At 44.9% G+C, this 14,926-nt stretch carries 7 protein-coding genes; 1 reads left to right on the forward strand and 6 read right to left on the reverse strand.

Annotation, left to right across the window (positions count from 1 at the left end):
* Positions 1-445: 445 nt before the first annotated feature.
* The 3 genes from MKY97_RS28115 to MKY97_RS28125 all read right to left on the reverse strand — a co-directional run bounded on the left by MKY97_RS28115 (position 446) and on the right by MKY97_RS28125 (position 3,154).
* Positions 446-2,110: a DUF4179 domain-containing protein gene (locus MKY97_RS28115; protein WP_342553422.1), complete on the reverse strand. Its 1,665-nt coding sequence runs from the start codon at positions 2,108-2,110 to the stop codon at positions 446-448.
* Entirely contained in the window at positions 2,064-2,624 is a 561-nt protein-coding gene (locus tag MKY97_RS28120; RefSeq protein ID WP_342553423.1) for an RNA polymerase sigma factor, read from the reverse strand. The genes MKY97_RS28115 and MKY97_RS28120 overlap by 47 nt, the downstream gene beginning before the upstream one ends.
* Positions 2,625-2,812: 188 nt before the next feature.
* Complete coding sequence (locus tag MKY97_RS28125; RefSeq protein ID WP_342553424.1) at positions 2,813-3,154, reverse strand: zinc ribbon domain-containing protein YjdM; 342 nt, start codon at positions 3,152-3,154, stop codon at positions 2,813-2,815.
* A 286-nt stretch (positions 3,155-3,440) separates the two neighbouring features.
* Here MKY97_RS28125 and MKY97_RS28130 point away from each other — a divergent pair, with 286 nt between their 5' ends.
* Entirely contained in the window at positions 3,441-4,589 is a 1,149-nt protein-coding gene (locus MKY97_RS28130) for a VanZ family protein (protein WP_342553425.1), read from the forward strand.
* A 150-nt stretch (positions 4,590-4,739) separates the two neighbouring features.
* Here the strand turns inward: MKY97_RS28130 and MKY97_RS28135 are convergent, their stop codons facing one another.
* From MKY97_RS28135 to MKY97_RS28145, 3 genes are all read right to left on the reverse strand, one after another.
* Positions 4,740-6,200, reverse strand: a complete 1,461-nt coding sequence (locus MKY97_RS28135; protein ID WP_342553426.1) for a carboxylesterase/lipase family protein — start codon at positions 6,198-6,200, stop codon at positions 4,740-4,742.
* A gap of 726 nt (positions 6,201-6,926) precedes the next feature.
* Positions 6,927-10,265, reverse strand: coding sequence for an S-layer homology domain-containing protein (locus tag MKY97_RS28140; protein ID WP_342553427.1), 3,339 nt, complete (start codon positions 10,263-10,265; stop codon positions 6,927-6,929).
* 300 nt (positions 10,266-10,565) lie between these two features.
* The gene (locus MKY97_RS28145; protein ID WP_342553428.1) at positions 10,566-14,639 is read right to left on the reverse strand and encodes an S-layer homology domain-containing protein; all 4,074 of its coding nucleotides are present in this window, start codon (positions 14,637-14,639) and stop codon (positions 10,566-10,568) included.
* Positions 14,640-14,926 lie beyond the last annotated feature (287 nt).

Here is a 14,926-nt window from a genome sequence, read left to right on the forward strand (position 1 = left end):
CTCAGCTAAGAGGCGACAGGTTTGACCTTCGCGGTACCACTCTTCTTGATTCATGGACAGGAGAAGCATATAAACAATATACCAAGCTTTCCATCCATAACATCTCAGGACCTGATGACGGAGGTTACCCGTCAGAATCTACGTGAGTCAGTGCATCCTACCTGTCCCGGAATTTGATTCGTTCGCTGAACCAATCCAAGACATGCATATAACTGCTCTTCAATCCTGCTGCTCACAGGTGAGTTGGGGAACAGGCTGGACTGTCTCGCACCCGATCGACAGTTCTCTGGGCCATGCCGTATACCTTAATACTCCTGATCATTGCATTCAGCTGTTCAATTTCTATCCAGTATAGTTCTTCTAAATATTTACTGTCAACTCATCATAATCTAAGAAATCTATAAGCTAGTTCTCACCTTGCTGCAGTGGTCTTTTCGGTCTTTTCTTAATTCTTCTTCTCTGCCGTCAATGGTACAGCAGCTTTACGTTCCGGCTCCTCCGTACTGTACATGTACGGATATACAACGGCTGTATCCGAGGTGTATTTCTCATACCGGTCGATGCCCTGATTGCTTCCATCGCCGGCGAACTGGGTTTTGGCTGGTACACCGTAACTTCGTTCTCCCTGCTGCTGCATATAGGTCTGATTGATCCCCCCGAAATGGGAATCATCACTATATCTTTCCACGTACAAATCTCCATCTTTAAGGTAATAAGTCCAATGGATTGTAAAACCGCCCAGGTTTGAATCCACAACCTGTGGTTTCTCACTAATCGCAGGTAGAGTGACCGGCTCGAATTCACCTTCAATATATTGAACTTGATGATTGGCATACAGGGTCATTGGTGTATCTGGATTGATTTTCAGACCCGGATTTACTTCGAATCGCAGTTCGGTTTCCTGCTTTGAATCCTCGGATGGCCATACTCCACCGTCCAGTTCAGTGCCATTCACATCCAGTTTGTAATTCAGATAAGGCAGTCGTGCAAACGATTCATCATGAGCCAGGATCACCCTGATTTGTGTTGGTGTAATAACGGCTTCCTTAACCATTGTTTCACCCGATTGCTGATCCAGAGGGAGATTCAGTACTCTTTTACTCGTACCGCTAAGCATCTCTGTTTTATCCAGCTGGATACCGATATCCAGCGATTGATCCATTTTGCCTTCTTCTCTGCTGTAAGCCAGTACATAAGAAGCTGCCTGCTGCTTCAATGTTTCAAGATTATAGAATTGTTCTGAAATATACTCACCGTTTGCTCCAGGCTTACCACTTATACCCGGTGCCGTCTCCTCCAGAATCTGCTTCTCCTGATTGTATATTTTTAAAGAAGGAAAGACATATTCACGGACCTCAGGCTGGTCTAAACTCAAAGATGTTGACAGCATCACCTTATGGCCCTTCTCATGGAATACACTCACTGCAAGTTTACCCAAGCCGTCTTGGTTAATATCGAACACCTGTGATTGCTGACGGGAGAGGTCCAGATTAATTTCTTTCTCTGCTGGCGCCAATACCTGGATTCCACCTGCTGTAAGTTTAACATTGGCTGTATTACCTGATGGTGTCCACTCTGTCTCAAAGTAACCTTTATAAAGGCCGTCGGTCTGATCAAGAACATGGTAGTACCTGCCCTCAATCAGTTTGCCGCTCTCATCCTGCAGACCGATGGAAGGGAATCTTACCGTATCGCCTTGGTACGTACCCGGGTTCAGGGTATACAAAATAACCGTGCGATTATCATCGGAAAAAGCTGTATCCAGCGTTAGTGTTACTCCTTGTACGGTCACAGACTTATCCAGTTTCTGTCCGAGTCCATTTTGAAGCGCGGTCTGGATACCACTCCGGTGATCCAGGAGATCAATCCAGTTATAATGAACTGCTGCATATACGGGGGTCGCCATAAGCACGGCTGCAGCTGTTCCGATCAGTGCAGTCTTTTTCCATCTCAAGCCCCGTGTTCCTTGGCCTCCCGCTGCAGCATGATGAAGTTCAGGACAGCGCTCCTGATCCTGTACGATCTGATCCCACATGGCATCAAAATCGGGATAGGGAATATCTTTATCCTTTTTCAGATGACGAGACAACTGATTTTCTGTATTTTTCATTGTACACTTCCCCTTTCTGCTGCTGTTTACCTGCCTGATCCCATTTCTTCCTCAGCATCCGAACTCCCTTATAAATTCTCGATTTCACCGTGCCCAGCGGAACTCCTAAAATCTCTGAAATTTCAGCTAGACTTAATTCATTCATATAACGCAGTAGAATGGCTGAGCGCATCTTCTCGGGCAGTTCCTGAACCCATTGTTCCCACAGCGCCGATTCCTCTACCTGTTCAATCCGTGTATCCACCGGATCGACCATCTGCTGCGGCGTAAGCAAAAACTGCTTTTTTTCCCGCTGCTTGAATGTACGTTCTCTTTTCAAATAATTAAGACAGTGATTAACCGTAATTTTCATCAGCCATGTTTTCTTGTATTCGACGTTCTGCCAATCCTGACGGAATACCGTAATAAATACATCGTGACAGACATCTTCCGCATCCTGAGCATGATGGAGCATGTAGTAACATGTCCGGTACACATCCTTGCTGTACATTTCGAACAATTCCTTCTCGCTCAAACGTTCCCCCTCCTTTCTCTGCTTCAGCCTTTTCAAATCTATAGACAAAGCCAGTGCTTCAAAGGTTCATTTCTTCTAACTCCGCGCAGCAAAAAAAGAACGCCCCCTTCCACAACAATGCAGAAATGAACGTTCTTCATAGGTTAATACAAAACTCAAACGAGCCGGTGAAGTGCTGGGAAGTCAGTCTAGATTTTTTTTACAAATTCGGACTTCAGCTTCATCGCACCCAAGCTATCGATCTTGCAATCAATATCGTGGTCTCCGTCGATCAGACGAATATTTTTCACCTTGGTTCCCTGCTTCACGACAAGGGAGCTGCCTTTTACTTTCAGGTCTTTAATGACCGTAACCGTATCCCCATCATGCAGCACATTACCGTTGGCATCACGGATAACTTTGGATTCCTCGGCATCCCCTTGATCTGCTTCCAAAGACCATTCATGTGCACATTCAGGGCAGACCAGCAGCAGGCCATCCTCGTACGTATACTCCGAATTACATTTTGGACAATTAGGCAAATTAGACATATGTATTAAACTCTCCATTCTGCATTTTCACTATCTCGCAAGTATACGTGATTTCGGGCGTATGTTCCATACGATGGCTCACTGCATTCTTCATTTGTCTTATATTTAAACAAAATTTAAAGGAACAGGATCTTCAGTTTAAGGAAAAAACATTATGATTAAAGAATAACAGCTCATCTTAATGCTATTATGTATAACCTGTTGAGCACCGATAAAAGATCTTAGTTCTGCTAATAATTAAAAAACGATTTCATAAAAAACTTTCTATTCAAAGGAGCTTCCGTTTATGTCTTCATATGTTTTCCCCATTCAGACTGCATTTATTATCTTTGTCAGTGCATCCATGTTCCTGCTGGTGCCTTGGCTGATCTATGGTTATCGCAAGGATGGCTTCTTCAGCTGGTCACGGTTTGCTGTCAGCTTTTCTTTTATTTTTTTCCTGCTGGCTGCTTACTGTCTCGTGATCCTGCCGGTTCCAACGACTCGAAACAACTGTACCGGGCCAGCTGCGCATGCATTCTATAATCTGTCCCCGTTTATGTTCGTAAAAGATATTATGAGGGAGACACCTGTCATATGGTCACAGCCATCAACCTGGATTAACATGCTCAAGGGCCGGGCCTTCCTGCAGGTGATGTTTAACGTACTGCTGCTTATGCCGCTGGGAGTATATATTCGCTATTTCTGGCAAAAGAGAGCTTTCTGGAAACACGCACTGGTGGCTGGTTTTGGACTTTCCCTGTTCTTCGAAATTACGCAGCTTACCGGTCTTTATGGCTACTACAGCTGCCCTTACAGGCTGTTTGATGTGGATGACCTGATGCTGAACACATCCGGTGCTGTGATTGGATTCTTTGCCGCCCCACTGCTGCTGGCCTTATTCCCGTCACGTGCGAGTATCCAGGCCAAGAGTGAACAGATTGTCGAACAGAACCACGTCTATCCTGTACCACAGCTGCTTGCACTGCTGATCGACGGAATTGTCGTAGTGCTTATTGCGAATTTCATATCGATCTTTACCTTATCCAATGATATACAAGATGTAATAAATACATCTACTGCGATGGTTATCGTTCTGCTCTTTGTCCCTTGGGTCCGCAGCGGGGTTACACCAGGATCTTTCGTTCTGCGATTCCGTTATGTAGATCGCCAGAGCGGCATGCCGAAGCCGCGAGCATTATTTAAACGATTCATCGCTATCTATGCTCCTTGGCTGCTGTTAACCATTATTCAACTGGCAAGCAAGTATGCATACCCTAATTATCAGAACGATGTACTTGATTCTTATCTGATCTGGATTTCACTGGGTGTAAGTACTCTGTATTTCCTCGTGTATATCGTCCTGTTGATTCATGTGGTGGTCGTGCTGTTCTCTGGTGGAAAGCGTTCCTTCTACTTCGATGAGGTATCCCGCATACGAGCTTCGCGCAAATAACAAAAGGAAGAAACCTCTCGATCCGACGTTCACTTAAAAAAGGCAGTGCTTCATAAGATGAAGCGCCGCCTTTTTATTTACCTTTGTATCTACAGATACCGGCTTAACATACTGGCATGCTGAACATATCGGATGCTGCACTTAAAAAAATCATTTAATGTTTAACAGCTCACGCTTGGATGCTTCCGGATCATGAACAACCTCAATCTCATGATTAAAGATTAGCGTTGCCCGATTCTGGCGATATTCAGGCCATTGAATTCCTGCTGTCTCAGGCTTTCCACTCTTGGCAAAGGAAATCCAGGCATCCTGCACCTTAAGCGCAAGAGCTTTAGCCGCATCATCCGGCTCTGCTTTCATGAATTTCAGGGCATCCAGCGTGTTAAATACAAAGAACATCTCGATGCTGTGAATAGCTCTTTGCAGAAGAGGATGCTCAGGCATCACCCAGTCAAAACGATACATCCATACGGGGGCATGCTTCTGCTGTGCAGCTGCATACTGCAGCGCTGACCGCCAGAAGAACATATCGGTCATGACTTGGGCCTGTCCATCTGCTGTTTTCGGATAACTATTGGCAATGGCGACACGGTTCTCCAGATCGGGAGTCATGAAATCAACCCCCTGCACCATATCAATTTCCTCGGAAAACGGTACATGAGGCTGAATAAATAACGCCCCCTCATGCAGCGTGGTGCCGATAAGTACAGGAATATCCTGTGCGGAACCCTCACTTACAGCTTGAAGCGGGATCTGAGGCAGCGTCTCGCCATCCAGCACAGGTTGGAACAGCAAAGCCATACCTGCTCCACTCTGCTGCTTCACCGTTTCTGCTGCTGCCATGATCTGCTCCACTGGAATACTGGTCAGCTTCTCCAGATTATTCCGCTCCACACCCAGCACTTTCAATACACCTTCTCGTAAAGCTGAGGCCTGTTCTGCTGGCATAAACTGCGATGCACCGCTCTCCATAATGGCACGCTGGAACAGCCCCTTGGCTGATGGCATCGCCATTAATGCAGCAATACTCATACTGCCTGCCGACTCACCAAACACTGTAACCTGCTCCGGATCACCACCGAAGGCCGCAATATTATCCTTCACCCACTGCAGGGCAGCCACCTGGTCCAGCAGTCCGGCATTGGATGCGAAGGAGTGACCCAGCGGGGCCATATGGAGGAATCCAAGCGGTCCAAGCCGATAATTAATGGTCACGACAATAACATCACCGCGAACGGCCAGCTGTGTACCATCATATACGGGCAGACTGCCTGATCCGGTTACAAATGAGCCTCCATGAATCCAGACCATAACAGGCAGGGGGTGACTGCTTTCTTTTTCAGGGGCCCAAATGTTCAAATATAGACTGTCTTCTGACTCCGGCGGCTTCTGCCCGCCCATCCATTCTGAATCATGGCGCGGCTGTATATTCTCAGGTCCGAATTCGGTCGCCTGTCTGATTCCATCCCATGAATCGGGCTGTTCCGGAGCTCGGAAACGCAGCTCTCCTACTGGCGGCTTCGCATAAGGAATACCCTTCCATACGCTTGCACCGTGTAAAAGCTCGCCTTGAACTATACCATATTTCGTTTCAACTTGAAGTTCTCGCATGCCGCTTCTACATCCTCTCCGTAAATAAGTGAATTAATAGGTATACATCATTAGACGGACCATGTGTATCTATTTGAGTATAAATCTTCAGCACACCCATTTACAACTTTACCCAGAAAGACGCATTTGCGTGACGTTTCACGTGGAACTTTCTTTTAAATGATAAATATAACTATAATGGAAGCTGTACAGATTAGATTTCTGATGCAGCCTTCATTGTTAGTTATTTCTCAAACGTCTTCAAAAAATTTTCTCGAGGAAATCGCCTAATTTATACCCTAAACTATAGGACTCTTCAACAAGATTAACGGTGCTTTTTATGAAAAAACGGAATCCATTAAAAATAATGATTGCCAGCACCAGTATGATTATAGGCAGCATTCCTTTACTGTAGATCTCCCAGTTTGCCTTCCTCAAGAAGAAGTCACCCCTTTACAACAAAATCCTATCACTCATAGCTTGAAATTGAGAATTATGTATAATTCCGCCTACGCCATACACCACAGCATCGTTTCTCCTATAAGGATAAAACCCAACCTCTGTCTATATTATCATGCCATTCTCTTTTATAGGCTGCATAAGAAAAAGAAGAGATGTAAGATTGCTACATTATATAACGAGCATATAAACCAAAGAGCTGCCCTAGTCAAATGAATGACTTCGGTGCAGCTCTTCTTATGGTCTTCCTTCATTTTGTTTGCTCTAAGTTGCCACTGCTATTAAATGTTACTTCTGTGCTGCTGCCTCAATATCCGCATATGCCCAATGTTCGGCAGGCACATCGCTAAAGGATGGTACTGCTGCTGTCAGCGGTGTACGTTTGAATAACACGTTCAGCACTTTCACCGCTTCTGCACGGGTCAGCTTGCCATCTGGTTTGAATGTACCGTCATTGTAACCTGTCATCAAACCTGCAGATTGCACATAGGCAATCGCGTCTGCTGCCCACAGATCTGCTGCCACGTCCGTGAAGGAAGCGGCTCCTGATGCCGCGGAGGCCGTACCTGCAGCCGATGTTTCATTCGTCTGCTGCTGCTGCATCCAGCGGTATGCGATCGTCGCCATCTGCGCACGCGTGATCGACCCTTCTGGAGCAAATACGTTGTCATTCAGGCCATTCATAATACCTGCAGCCTGAGCTTGTTGAATCTCGCCTGCTGCCCAATGTGCCGCAGCTACGTCTGCAAAGTTTGTACCTTCCACAGCTGCTGTTTTACCCGACAGATTACGAGCGAGCATCGCGGCCATCTGTGCACGTGTAACGAATGCATCTGGACGGAAGTCTGTACCGAAACCTTGAATGTACGGGTGATTTGCTCTAGATTCCTTGTTCAGACCATCGACCACGACCAGTGTAAATGTACTGAATTTCGTTACGGTAAACTCGATGCCTTCGCTGCTATTCGTCAGCTTCACGAGTTTGCCGCGTACCAATTCTTTGGTACCGTCGCTGTGTTCGATGTACACCGCCAAGTTATTCAATGCTTGCTGACGGGCGGCTGTCTCGGTTGGCAGGCTGCTTCCCAGCGGCAGTGTCAGCGTCACTTCACGACTCTGCATGTTCGTTTCAATCTCTACCGGACGAGCCAGTACACGAACGTTTGCATTCGGAGCAGCCTGCTGAATCACCTGCTCTTGTTTCGCACGCTCTTCCACTTCTTTACGCTCAGATTCTTTCTTAAGCGGCACGATGCGGAAGTATAAGTCTTGATCGAATCCAGCGATGGACTTCGTTGGAATGGAGATTACGGCATTCTCCGTCGAAATTTCCAGCTTGAGCGAGCCATCACTCAGGTCTTTTACTGCCGTTTTCGGAACTTCGACACGTGTCTCGGACACTGCGTCTTTGGTATCTGGAATGACGATGCGCGCTGTATCGGTGCCCAGCTGTTTTGCTTTTTCGACCGACTGCTTGGCAATCGCTTCTGTCATTTTCACCAAATCTTTAACCTTGCCGCTCGTTTCCGTTGTACGGGTGATCGGAGTTTTGGTCAGGTTGCTGCCGTTAACACCATTCACATCCACCACCAGCTGTTCCTGCTTGGTCGTTGGTGCAGTTGTTACTGGTGCAGAAGCAGAAGAACCTCCACCAACGCTTCCACTACTACTACCTGAGTTACCACCATTACCGCTGCCACCTCCTGTTGAAGAGTTAGGGTCCGTAGGGGTGATTACGGGACTGAAGTAACTGTTAAATGCCTTTTGAATTTGTTCAATACTCTGATATCCTTCAACCGGTTTCTTGCCAAGCATATGTTGAGCGAGCTGTCCCATTTTGACCTCATCATTTGCAAAACTGGACATCTTGCTGAAATCCAAAGGAAACTTCTCGGTTGACACGACTTCTTGTTCTATCAATTGCTGGAAGGTGTACAATTTCAATAAAGCACTGGTCATTCCCTCGGTTCCGTCCGAGCTGTTAATAGGTGAATACTGCATCAGCAGCATAAGGAAGAAACCATAGGAATCCTTCATAAAGATATCCTCATCATGTGTAAAACGCTTAGCGATATTAGACAATAACTCTTTATCCACTTTCGAGAACGAGAGATACTTCTTACCAAGTCCTTGAAAATTCATAAAGTTAGGAGAAGACGTATATTGAGACACCTTACTCAAATGTGTATATAAATCATCCAAATGCCGGCTAAACAAGTCTGCATCGGTTTGCAGGAATGCCATGAGGCCTTTGTATCCAACCTCCACAGCATATTGAACCTGAGCATTTGTATCGTACTTATCACCGTAAGATATAAACTTCATTACCGCACGAGCAACAACTAACTGCTCCTTCGGCTGAAGACTTGTAAACCCTTCTGGAAGATAAATCCAGTCTGGGCGTTTAATAATTTCAAGGATTTCTGCTTCGGTACCGCTTGCACGAGCCTCATTCAACTGTTCCAGCGGATCCGTAATTGGATTAAAGAAACGATCAAACGCTTTTTGTATGGCTTGATAGTCTCCGTAACCCGTTTGTGGGCGCTTATCTATCATCCATTGGGCAAGTTCCCGTTTCTTAAAGTAATCAATTGCGTCCATCTTATCCAAATTAAGTGAAAACCCAGGCATTGGATCGCTGGTATTAGGATCACTATTATATAGTGCAAATTCTTTCTGCAGTAAACGAAGATTTACCAATACATTTTGCATGGTTATAAAACTGCTTGTATCGTTGACCACATAATACGGCGACAACTCAGAAGAGAGCTGTTCGCGATTTTTATAGGAGGCAAGCCCCTGCCGCTTTGCATTGAAAGTCACTTTATAGGTGAAAATCTTCTTATCTACAGCTGATAAATCGGTATACCTTTTGCCTATGGAATAATATTCTTGAATACTCTCATCTGCGTCTGCACCGAATAAGATAGGCAGATTAGTTAATTTCCCGAAATATATCGAAATTTTTTCTTCGACATCTTCCAAATTATCTGAACTAAAGAGGAATCGAGGCTCTACAGCCATATCTAATATATACTGCACTTGTTCTTTACTAACATAATCCTTAGTCCCATTTATGAGAGTAACGAACTCGGCTACGGCTTCTTTTTCATCATTTGTCCACATATTAAAGTCTGCAGGAAGATTCAATCCCAAATTCGGATCTTGAATCGCAGCCAGCCCTGCTGCAGCATCTTGATTACTTTTTGCCAAATTTAACGGGTCAAGCAGGTTTACTTCCACGTTGGACGAGTTATTATTATCCGGACTGGAGCTGCTGTTATTGCTGCCAGTACCCTCGTTATTCTCAGGGTTAGTATTCGTATCGGTGTTACCTGTGCTGCCCGTGTTCTCATTGTTATTCGTACCCTCTGTATCTGAACCGCCGCCGCTGCTGTTTTGATCCGTGTTGCTGTCAGTATCTGATATTTGGTTATTATTGCTTGTCGACGTATCACTCGATGAATCAGATGAATCCGTATCGACAGGTGGATTCGTGCTAGTAGTAGAGGTAGTATCGCTGCCCTCAACCGGTGTTGCTCCCGCAGGGACAGCGGCACCCAGCACCCCCTGCAGCAGCATGAGTGATACGACTAATAAACTAAATGATTTACGGATCTTGCCCATTTTTATCCTCCTCAGATGTACTCGATCTAATGAATTAATCTATCTTTCTGTTAAATAGATAGGCCTATTGTATTACACAACTCTGAACGGATTCTGAACAAAAGGGGAAATTTTAGGTGATAAAACCGCTTTCAGCGGATAAAACGAACTATTTTTTCATCTTTTTCGTCATTTTTCAACATTTGTACTGTATAAAACATTATTCAAGACCTATACATCGCTACACCTGTCCAGTTTCAATAGACAAACAAAAAACCACCCTCACGGGTGGCTTGCTGCTTTCATCTTTTTAGTTAAAAACTACTTCTGTGCTGCTGCCTCAATATCTGCATATGCCCAATGCGCGGCAGGTACATCGCTGAAGGATGGTACTTCTGCCGTTAACGGTGTACGTTTGAACAGCACGTTCAGCACTTTCACCGCTTCTGCACGGGTCAGCTTGCCGTCTGGTTTGAATGTACCGTCATTGTAACCTGTCATCAAGCCTGTCGATTGCACATAGGCAATCGCGTCTGCTGCCCACAGATCTGCTGCCACGTCCGTGAAGGAAGCGGCTTCTGATGCCGCGGAGGCCGTGCCTGCAGCCGATGTTTCATTCGTCTGCTGCTGCTGCATCCAGCGGTATGCGATTGTCGCCATCTGCGCACGCGTAATCGATCCTTCTGGAGCAAATATTGTGTCATTCAGACCATTCATGATACCTACAGCCTGCGCTTGTTGAATCTCGCCTGCAGCCCAATGTGTCGCAGCTACGTCAGCAAAGTTTGTACCTTCCACAGCAGCAGCTGCTGCTTCACCCGATAGATTACGAGCAAGCATCGCGGCCATCTGTGCACGGGTAACGAATGCATCTGGACGGAATTCTTCACCGAAGCCTTGAATATACGGGTGATTTACCTGCTGTGCATCATTCAGGCCATCCACCACAACCAGTGTAAATGTACTGAATTTCGTTACGGTAAACTCGATACCTTCGCTGTTATTCGTCAGCTTCACGAGCTTGCCGCGTACCAACTCTTTGCTGCCGTCGCTGTGTTCAATGTACACCGCCAGGTTATTCAATGCTTGCTGACGAGCGGCTGCCTCGGTTGGCAGGCTGCTTCCCAGCGGCAGTGTCAAAGTGACTTCACGGCTCTGCATGTTCGTTTCAATCTCTACCGGACGAGCCAATACACGAACGTTTGCATTCGGAGCAGCCTGCTGAATCACCTGCTCTTTTTTCGCACGCTCTTCCACTTCTTTACGCTCGGATTCTTTCTTAAGCGGCACGATGCGGAAGTACAAGTCTTGATCGAATCCAGCGATGGACTTCGTTGGAATGGAGATTACGGCATTCTCCGTCGAAATTTCCAGTTTGAGCGAGCCATCACTCAGGTCTTTTACTGCTGTTTTCGGAACTTCGACACGTGTCTCGGACACTGCGTCTTTGGTATCTGGAATGACGATGCGTGCTGTATCGGTGCCCAACTGTTTTGCTTTTTCGACCGACTGCTTGGCAATCGCTTCTGTCATTTTCACCAAATCTTTAACCTTGCCATTGGTTTCCGTTGTACGGGTGATCGGAGTTTTGGTCAGGTTCATGCCGTTAACGCCGTTCACATCCACCACTAACTGCTCCTGCTTCGTTGTCGATGCTGGTACAGACGATGCAGGTGAAGATGATCCACCACCAGTGCTGCCGCTTGTTCCACCTGTATTACCGCCACTACTACTGCCAGGGTTAGGGTTAGGATTAGGATTAGAGCCGTTGCCACTGTCTCCGTTTGCTGTAAAGACAATCTTCACGGCACGGCTTGGCAGTTCATCGCTAAAAGCCTTGTAGCGAACCCACACAGTCTTGCTGCCGCTAAAGTCCAGGATCGGAGCGGAGGCAAGGTCAATCCAGTTCAATTTGCCATCAAAAGAAATCTCCATCTTACTATCCAGACCGATGATTTTGTTATTGATGTCATCCCCTTGGACTTTCGGAGCTTTAAAGAATCGGTTGAATACATACTGCAGATTTCCAATATCCTCATAGCTGTGTTGATCATCAAGCACCCACTCAGCTAATTCCATTCGTAATTCCGGGCTGAGCTCTACTCTTTTGGATAGATCGAGGGCACCTGTACGATCAAACTTATATTTGTTAAAAAAGGCTTCGCCTTTAAGCTGATCGTTCATTGCTGACTCAAGCCATTCATCCATTAGAGGGATGGTGTTAGACTCCCCAAAAGAAGTATAAGGTTTGGACAGATGCTCAAGCACAATATCCGGATTCACAATATCACCTTTAAACTCCCCTTCCAGTCTCTCAAAGGCAATAGCGTGCAGATATTTGTAAGCTAATACGCCTCGATCCAGTTTACTGCGCTCCAAATATTCATCACCAATTCTGTTCAGTCCTTGTGTACGCTGATCATTAAAGTGAAGGGTGCCATCTACCAGCTGCTGAGCAAGAAGATCAAGCCTCGCTCTCAGCGTACTGAATTGATTTTGCTCCCATACCGATTGGGCCAGAAAACCGAGCTCAATCATATACTGAACCTGGCCTTTGTTATCGAAATCTTTGTTTACATTCTTGATCAGGAAGTTTGCAATGAAATTTCTAACCTGTAGAGATAAAGCACCATATCGATTAGGTAGAGTAATGCCCAGATTAGGGTCTTCCATAGCCGCACGCATAGCTGGAATGTCTCCACTTCTTTTCGCGGCATTCAAAACAGACAAAGAATCCGTACCGTTATCGTCGGTGAAGAATTTGTCAAAAGCAGTCTGGATTTGTTCAAAGTTTGCATATCCTTCAGGTGATGGACGCTCCGCTATCATATGATTGGCAAGTGCATTTAACTTTTCTTGATCTGTCTTTATTCCGTCCATCTTGCTCACATCTATCGGGAAGCTCTTCACTGGACTTCCAGAGTTACTGCTATTGTAATCCATAATATCCAACTGGAGTTGGATCAATCTGGCCATTGAGTCCTTCATCTCATTGGTGGTCTGCCCCTTAACATTGACTAAAGGGGTGTCCTTCACAGCACTGTCGATATAAGAAAGAACTCGTGACACAGGATCATCTTTTTTAGATCTCAGTTCCAAGATATCTGCTGTCATATCTCTTTCAATGTTTGAAGACTGAAGATATAGATCGATAACCTGATAGAACATACTGCCCGCTGCAGGATAATCGAAATAAAGCTTACGGTCATTTTGCTTCGTGTACAGCTCATTCAGTGAAGTTATTTCATTTGGACCATCTATATTGTGGATGAATTGAACTGCCTTCAGAGCTAACTGCACAAGGTACTCCACCTGTTCTTTATTCGCATATCCATCACTCGTAGGTGGATCTAATTTCAGCATATATACAGCGATCGCCTTCTGATCCTCCGCAGAGAGCTGTTTAAAATTAGGTGTGGCTATGAAATTTTCATCACTCAACAGTTCAATCGCTTCTGTAATATAGTTATTATAATTGCCTCTATCCGCAACTTTTTTTAACTCGTTATACTTGATGAGCCCTGGTTCAAAGAAAGCATCAAACGCTTTTTGAACGTCAGATATCGTTTCATAACCCTCACCCTTATGATCAAGCATCCACTGGGCAAGTTCAGCTTTTTTAGTATCGTCTGATTGAATAGTCGACATTTTACTCATATCAAGCGCATAAGGCAGAACTTCGGATTTGTTAGGGAAATCTATATGAACCTGAATGAAGCCATAAATTCCATATAATTTATTCACTGACTCTTTCATACTGGTAAGATCCATGGCTTTATTTATTTCTTTATAAGAAGATATTTTAGTTCTCATAAAGTTTAGCTGACTATCAAAATACGTAGTGGAAGGGAAATTTATGAATGTGAGGTTATAAAATAAAATATTACTCACGAACATTTTCACATCTGCACCTGTTAAGCTCAGAAAATGGTTTCCATCATTGACCCATTCCGACTGTTCAATGTTTGGAAAATAGGTAGGCCATTCTGCAAGCAGACTATAAACCAGACTTATGTTTTCCTGCAGTTTATTTGGTTCAATCTGTTTTGGAAGTTTGATGAGGTGGTATACCAAATCAAATACGTACCCGACTTGGTCCTCATTTTCATATGAATATCCCAGTGGAAGCAGCAGGAGCATGCCTCGGGCTATTTCACTTTTTTGATCTTCACTCAATCCTGCGTAATCTTCAGGTAATTGAAGTAACTCCCCTGTTTCCAATAAATTGCGGATATTGTTTATTTTAGTTTCTGCATTGGATTCATCGTAGTTACTTCTCTCCCAATTCAACAGTTCCTGAGGTGTAGATGCAGCATTAGCAATACCTCCCACACCTACTACCTGCAGTACTAAAACCATCACCAATAAGCAGCTTACCAACTTCTTGTAATACATCTCGTTTATATCCTCCCTGTCTCGTGTTTTTCTGTATAAGTTTATTGTTCTGCGACGTAAGACCTAGTGTAAAACACAGCAATAAACAGAATCTAAACAGAAAATGATAATAAAAGGAAAAAGATCCACCCTATAGTTAAATATAGAGTGGATCTCTTTATATTTTCCGCCACCTAACTTGACTGCATCAATTGGATAAACTCCCCGACATCTTTGCCAAAATTATAAATAAGCAAGGCCCCGCTGGCAGCAAAAAATATGAGAAGAACAAGACCTATAAAAGGGTT

This window comes from Paenibacillus sp. FSL R7-0652 (assembly GCF_038595045.1).
In the GTDB taxonomy this organism is placed as follows: domain Bacteria; phylum Bacillota; class Bacilli; order Paenibacillales; family Paenibacillaceae; genus Paenibacillus.

Excerpts from the sequence above, each read along its gene's own strand:
- MKY97_RS28115 (WP_342553422.1), bottom strand. The coding sequence starts at position 2,110 with ATGAAAAATACAGAAAATCAGTTGTCTCGTCATCTGAAAAAGGATAAA.
- MKY97_RS28125 (WP_342553424.1), bottom strand. The coding sequence starts at position 3,154 with ATGTCTAATTTGCCTAATTGTCCAAAATGTAATTCGGAGTATACGTAC.
- MKY97_RS28130 (WP_342553425.1), top strand. The coding sequence starts at position 3,441 with ATGTCTTCATATGTTTTCCCCATTCAGACTGCATTTATTATCTTTGTC.
- MKY97_RS28135 (WP_342553426.1), bottom strand. The coding sequence starts at position 6,200 with ATGCGAGAACTTCAAGTTGAAACGAAATATGGTATAGTTCAAGGCGAG.
- MKY97_RS28140 (WP_342553427.1), bottom strand. The coding sequence starts at position 10,265 with ATGGGCAAGATCCGTAAATCATTTAGTTTATTAGTCGTATCACTCATG.
- MKY97_RS28145 (WP_342553428.1), bottom strand. The coding sequence starts at position 14,639 with ATGTATTACAAGAAGTTGGTAAGCTGCTTATTGGTGATGGTTTTAGTA.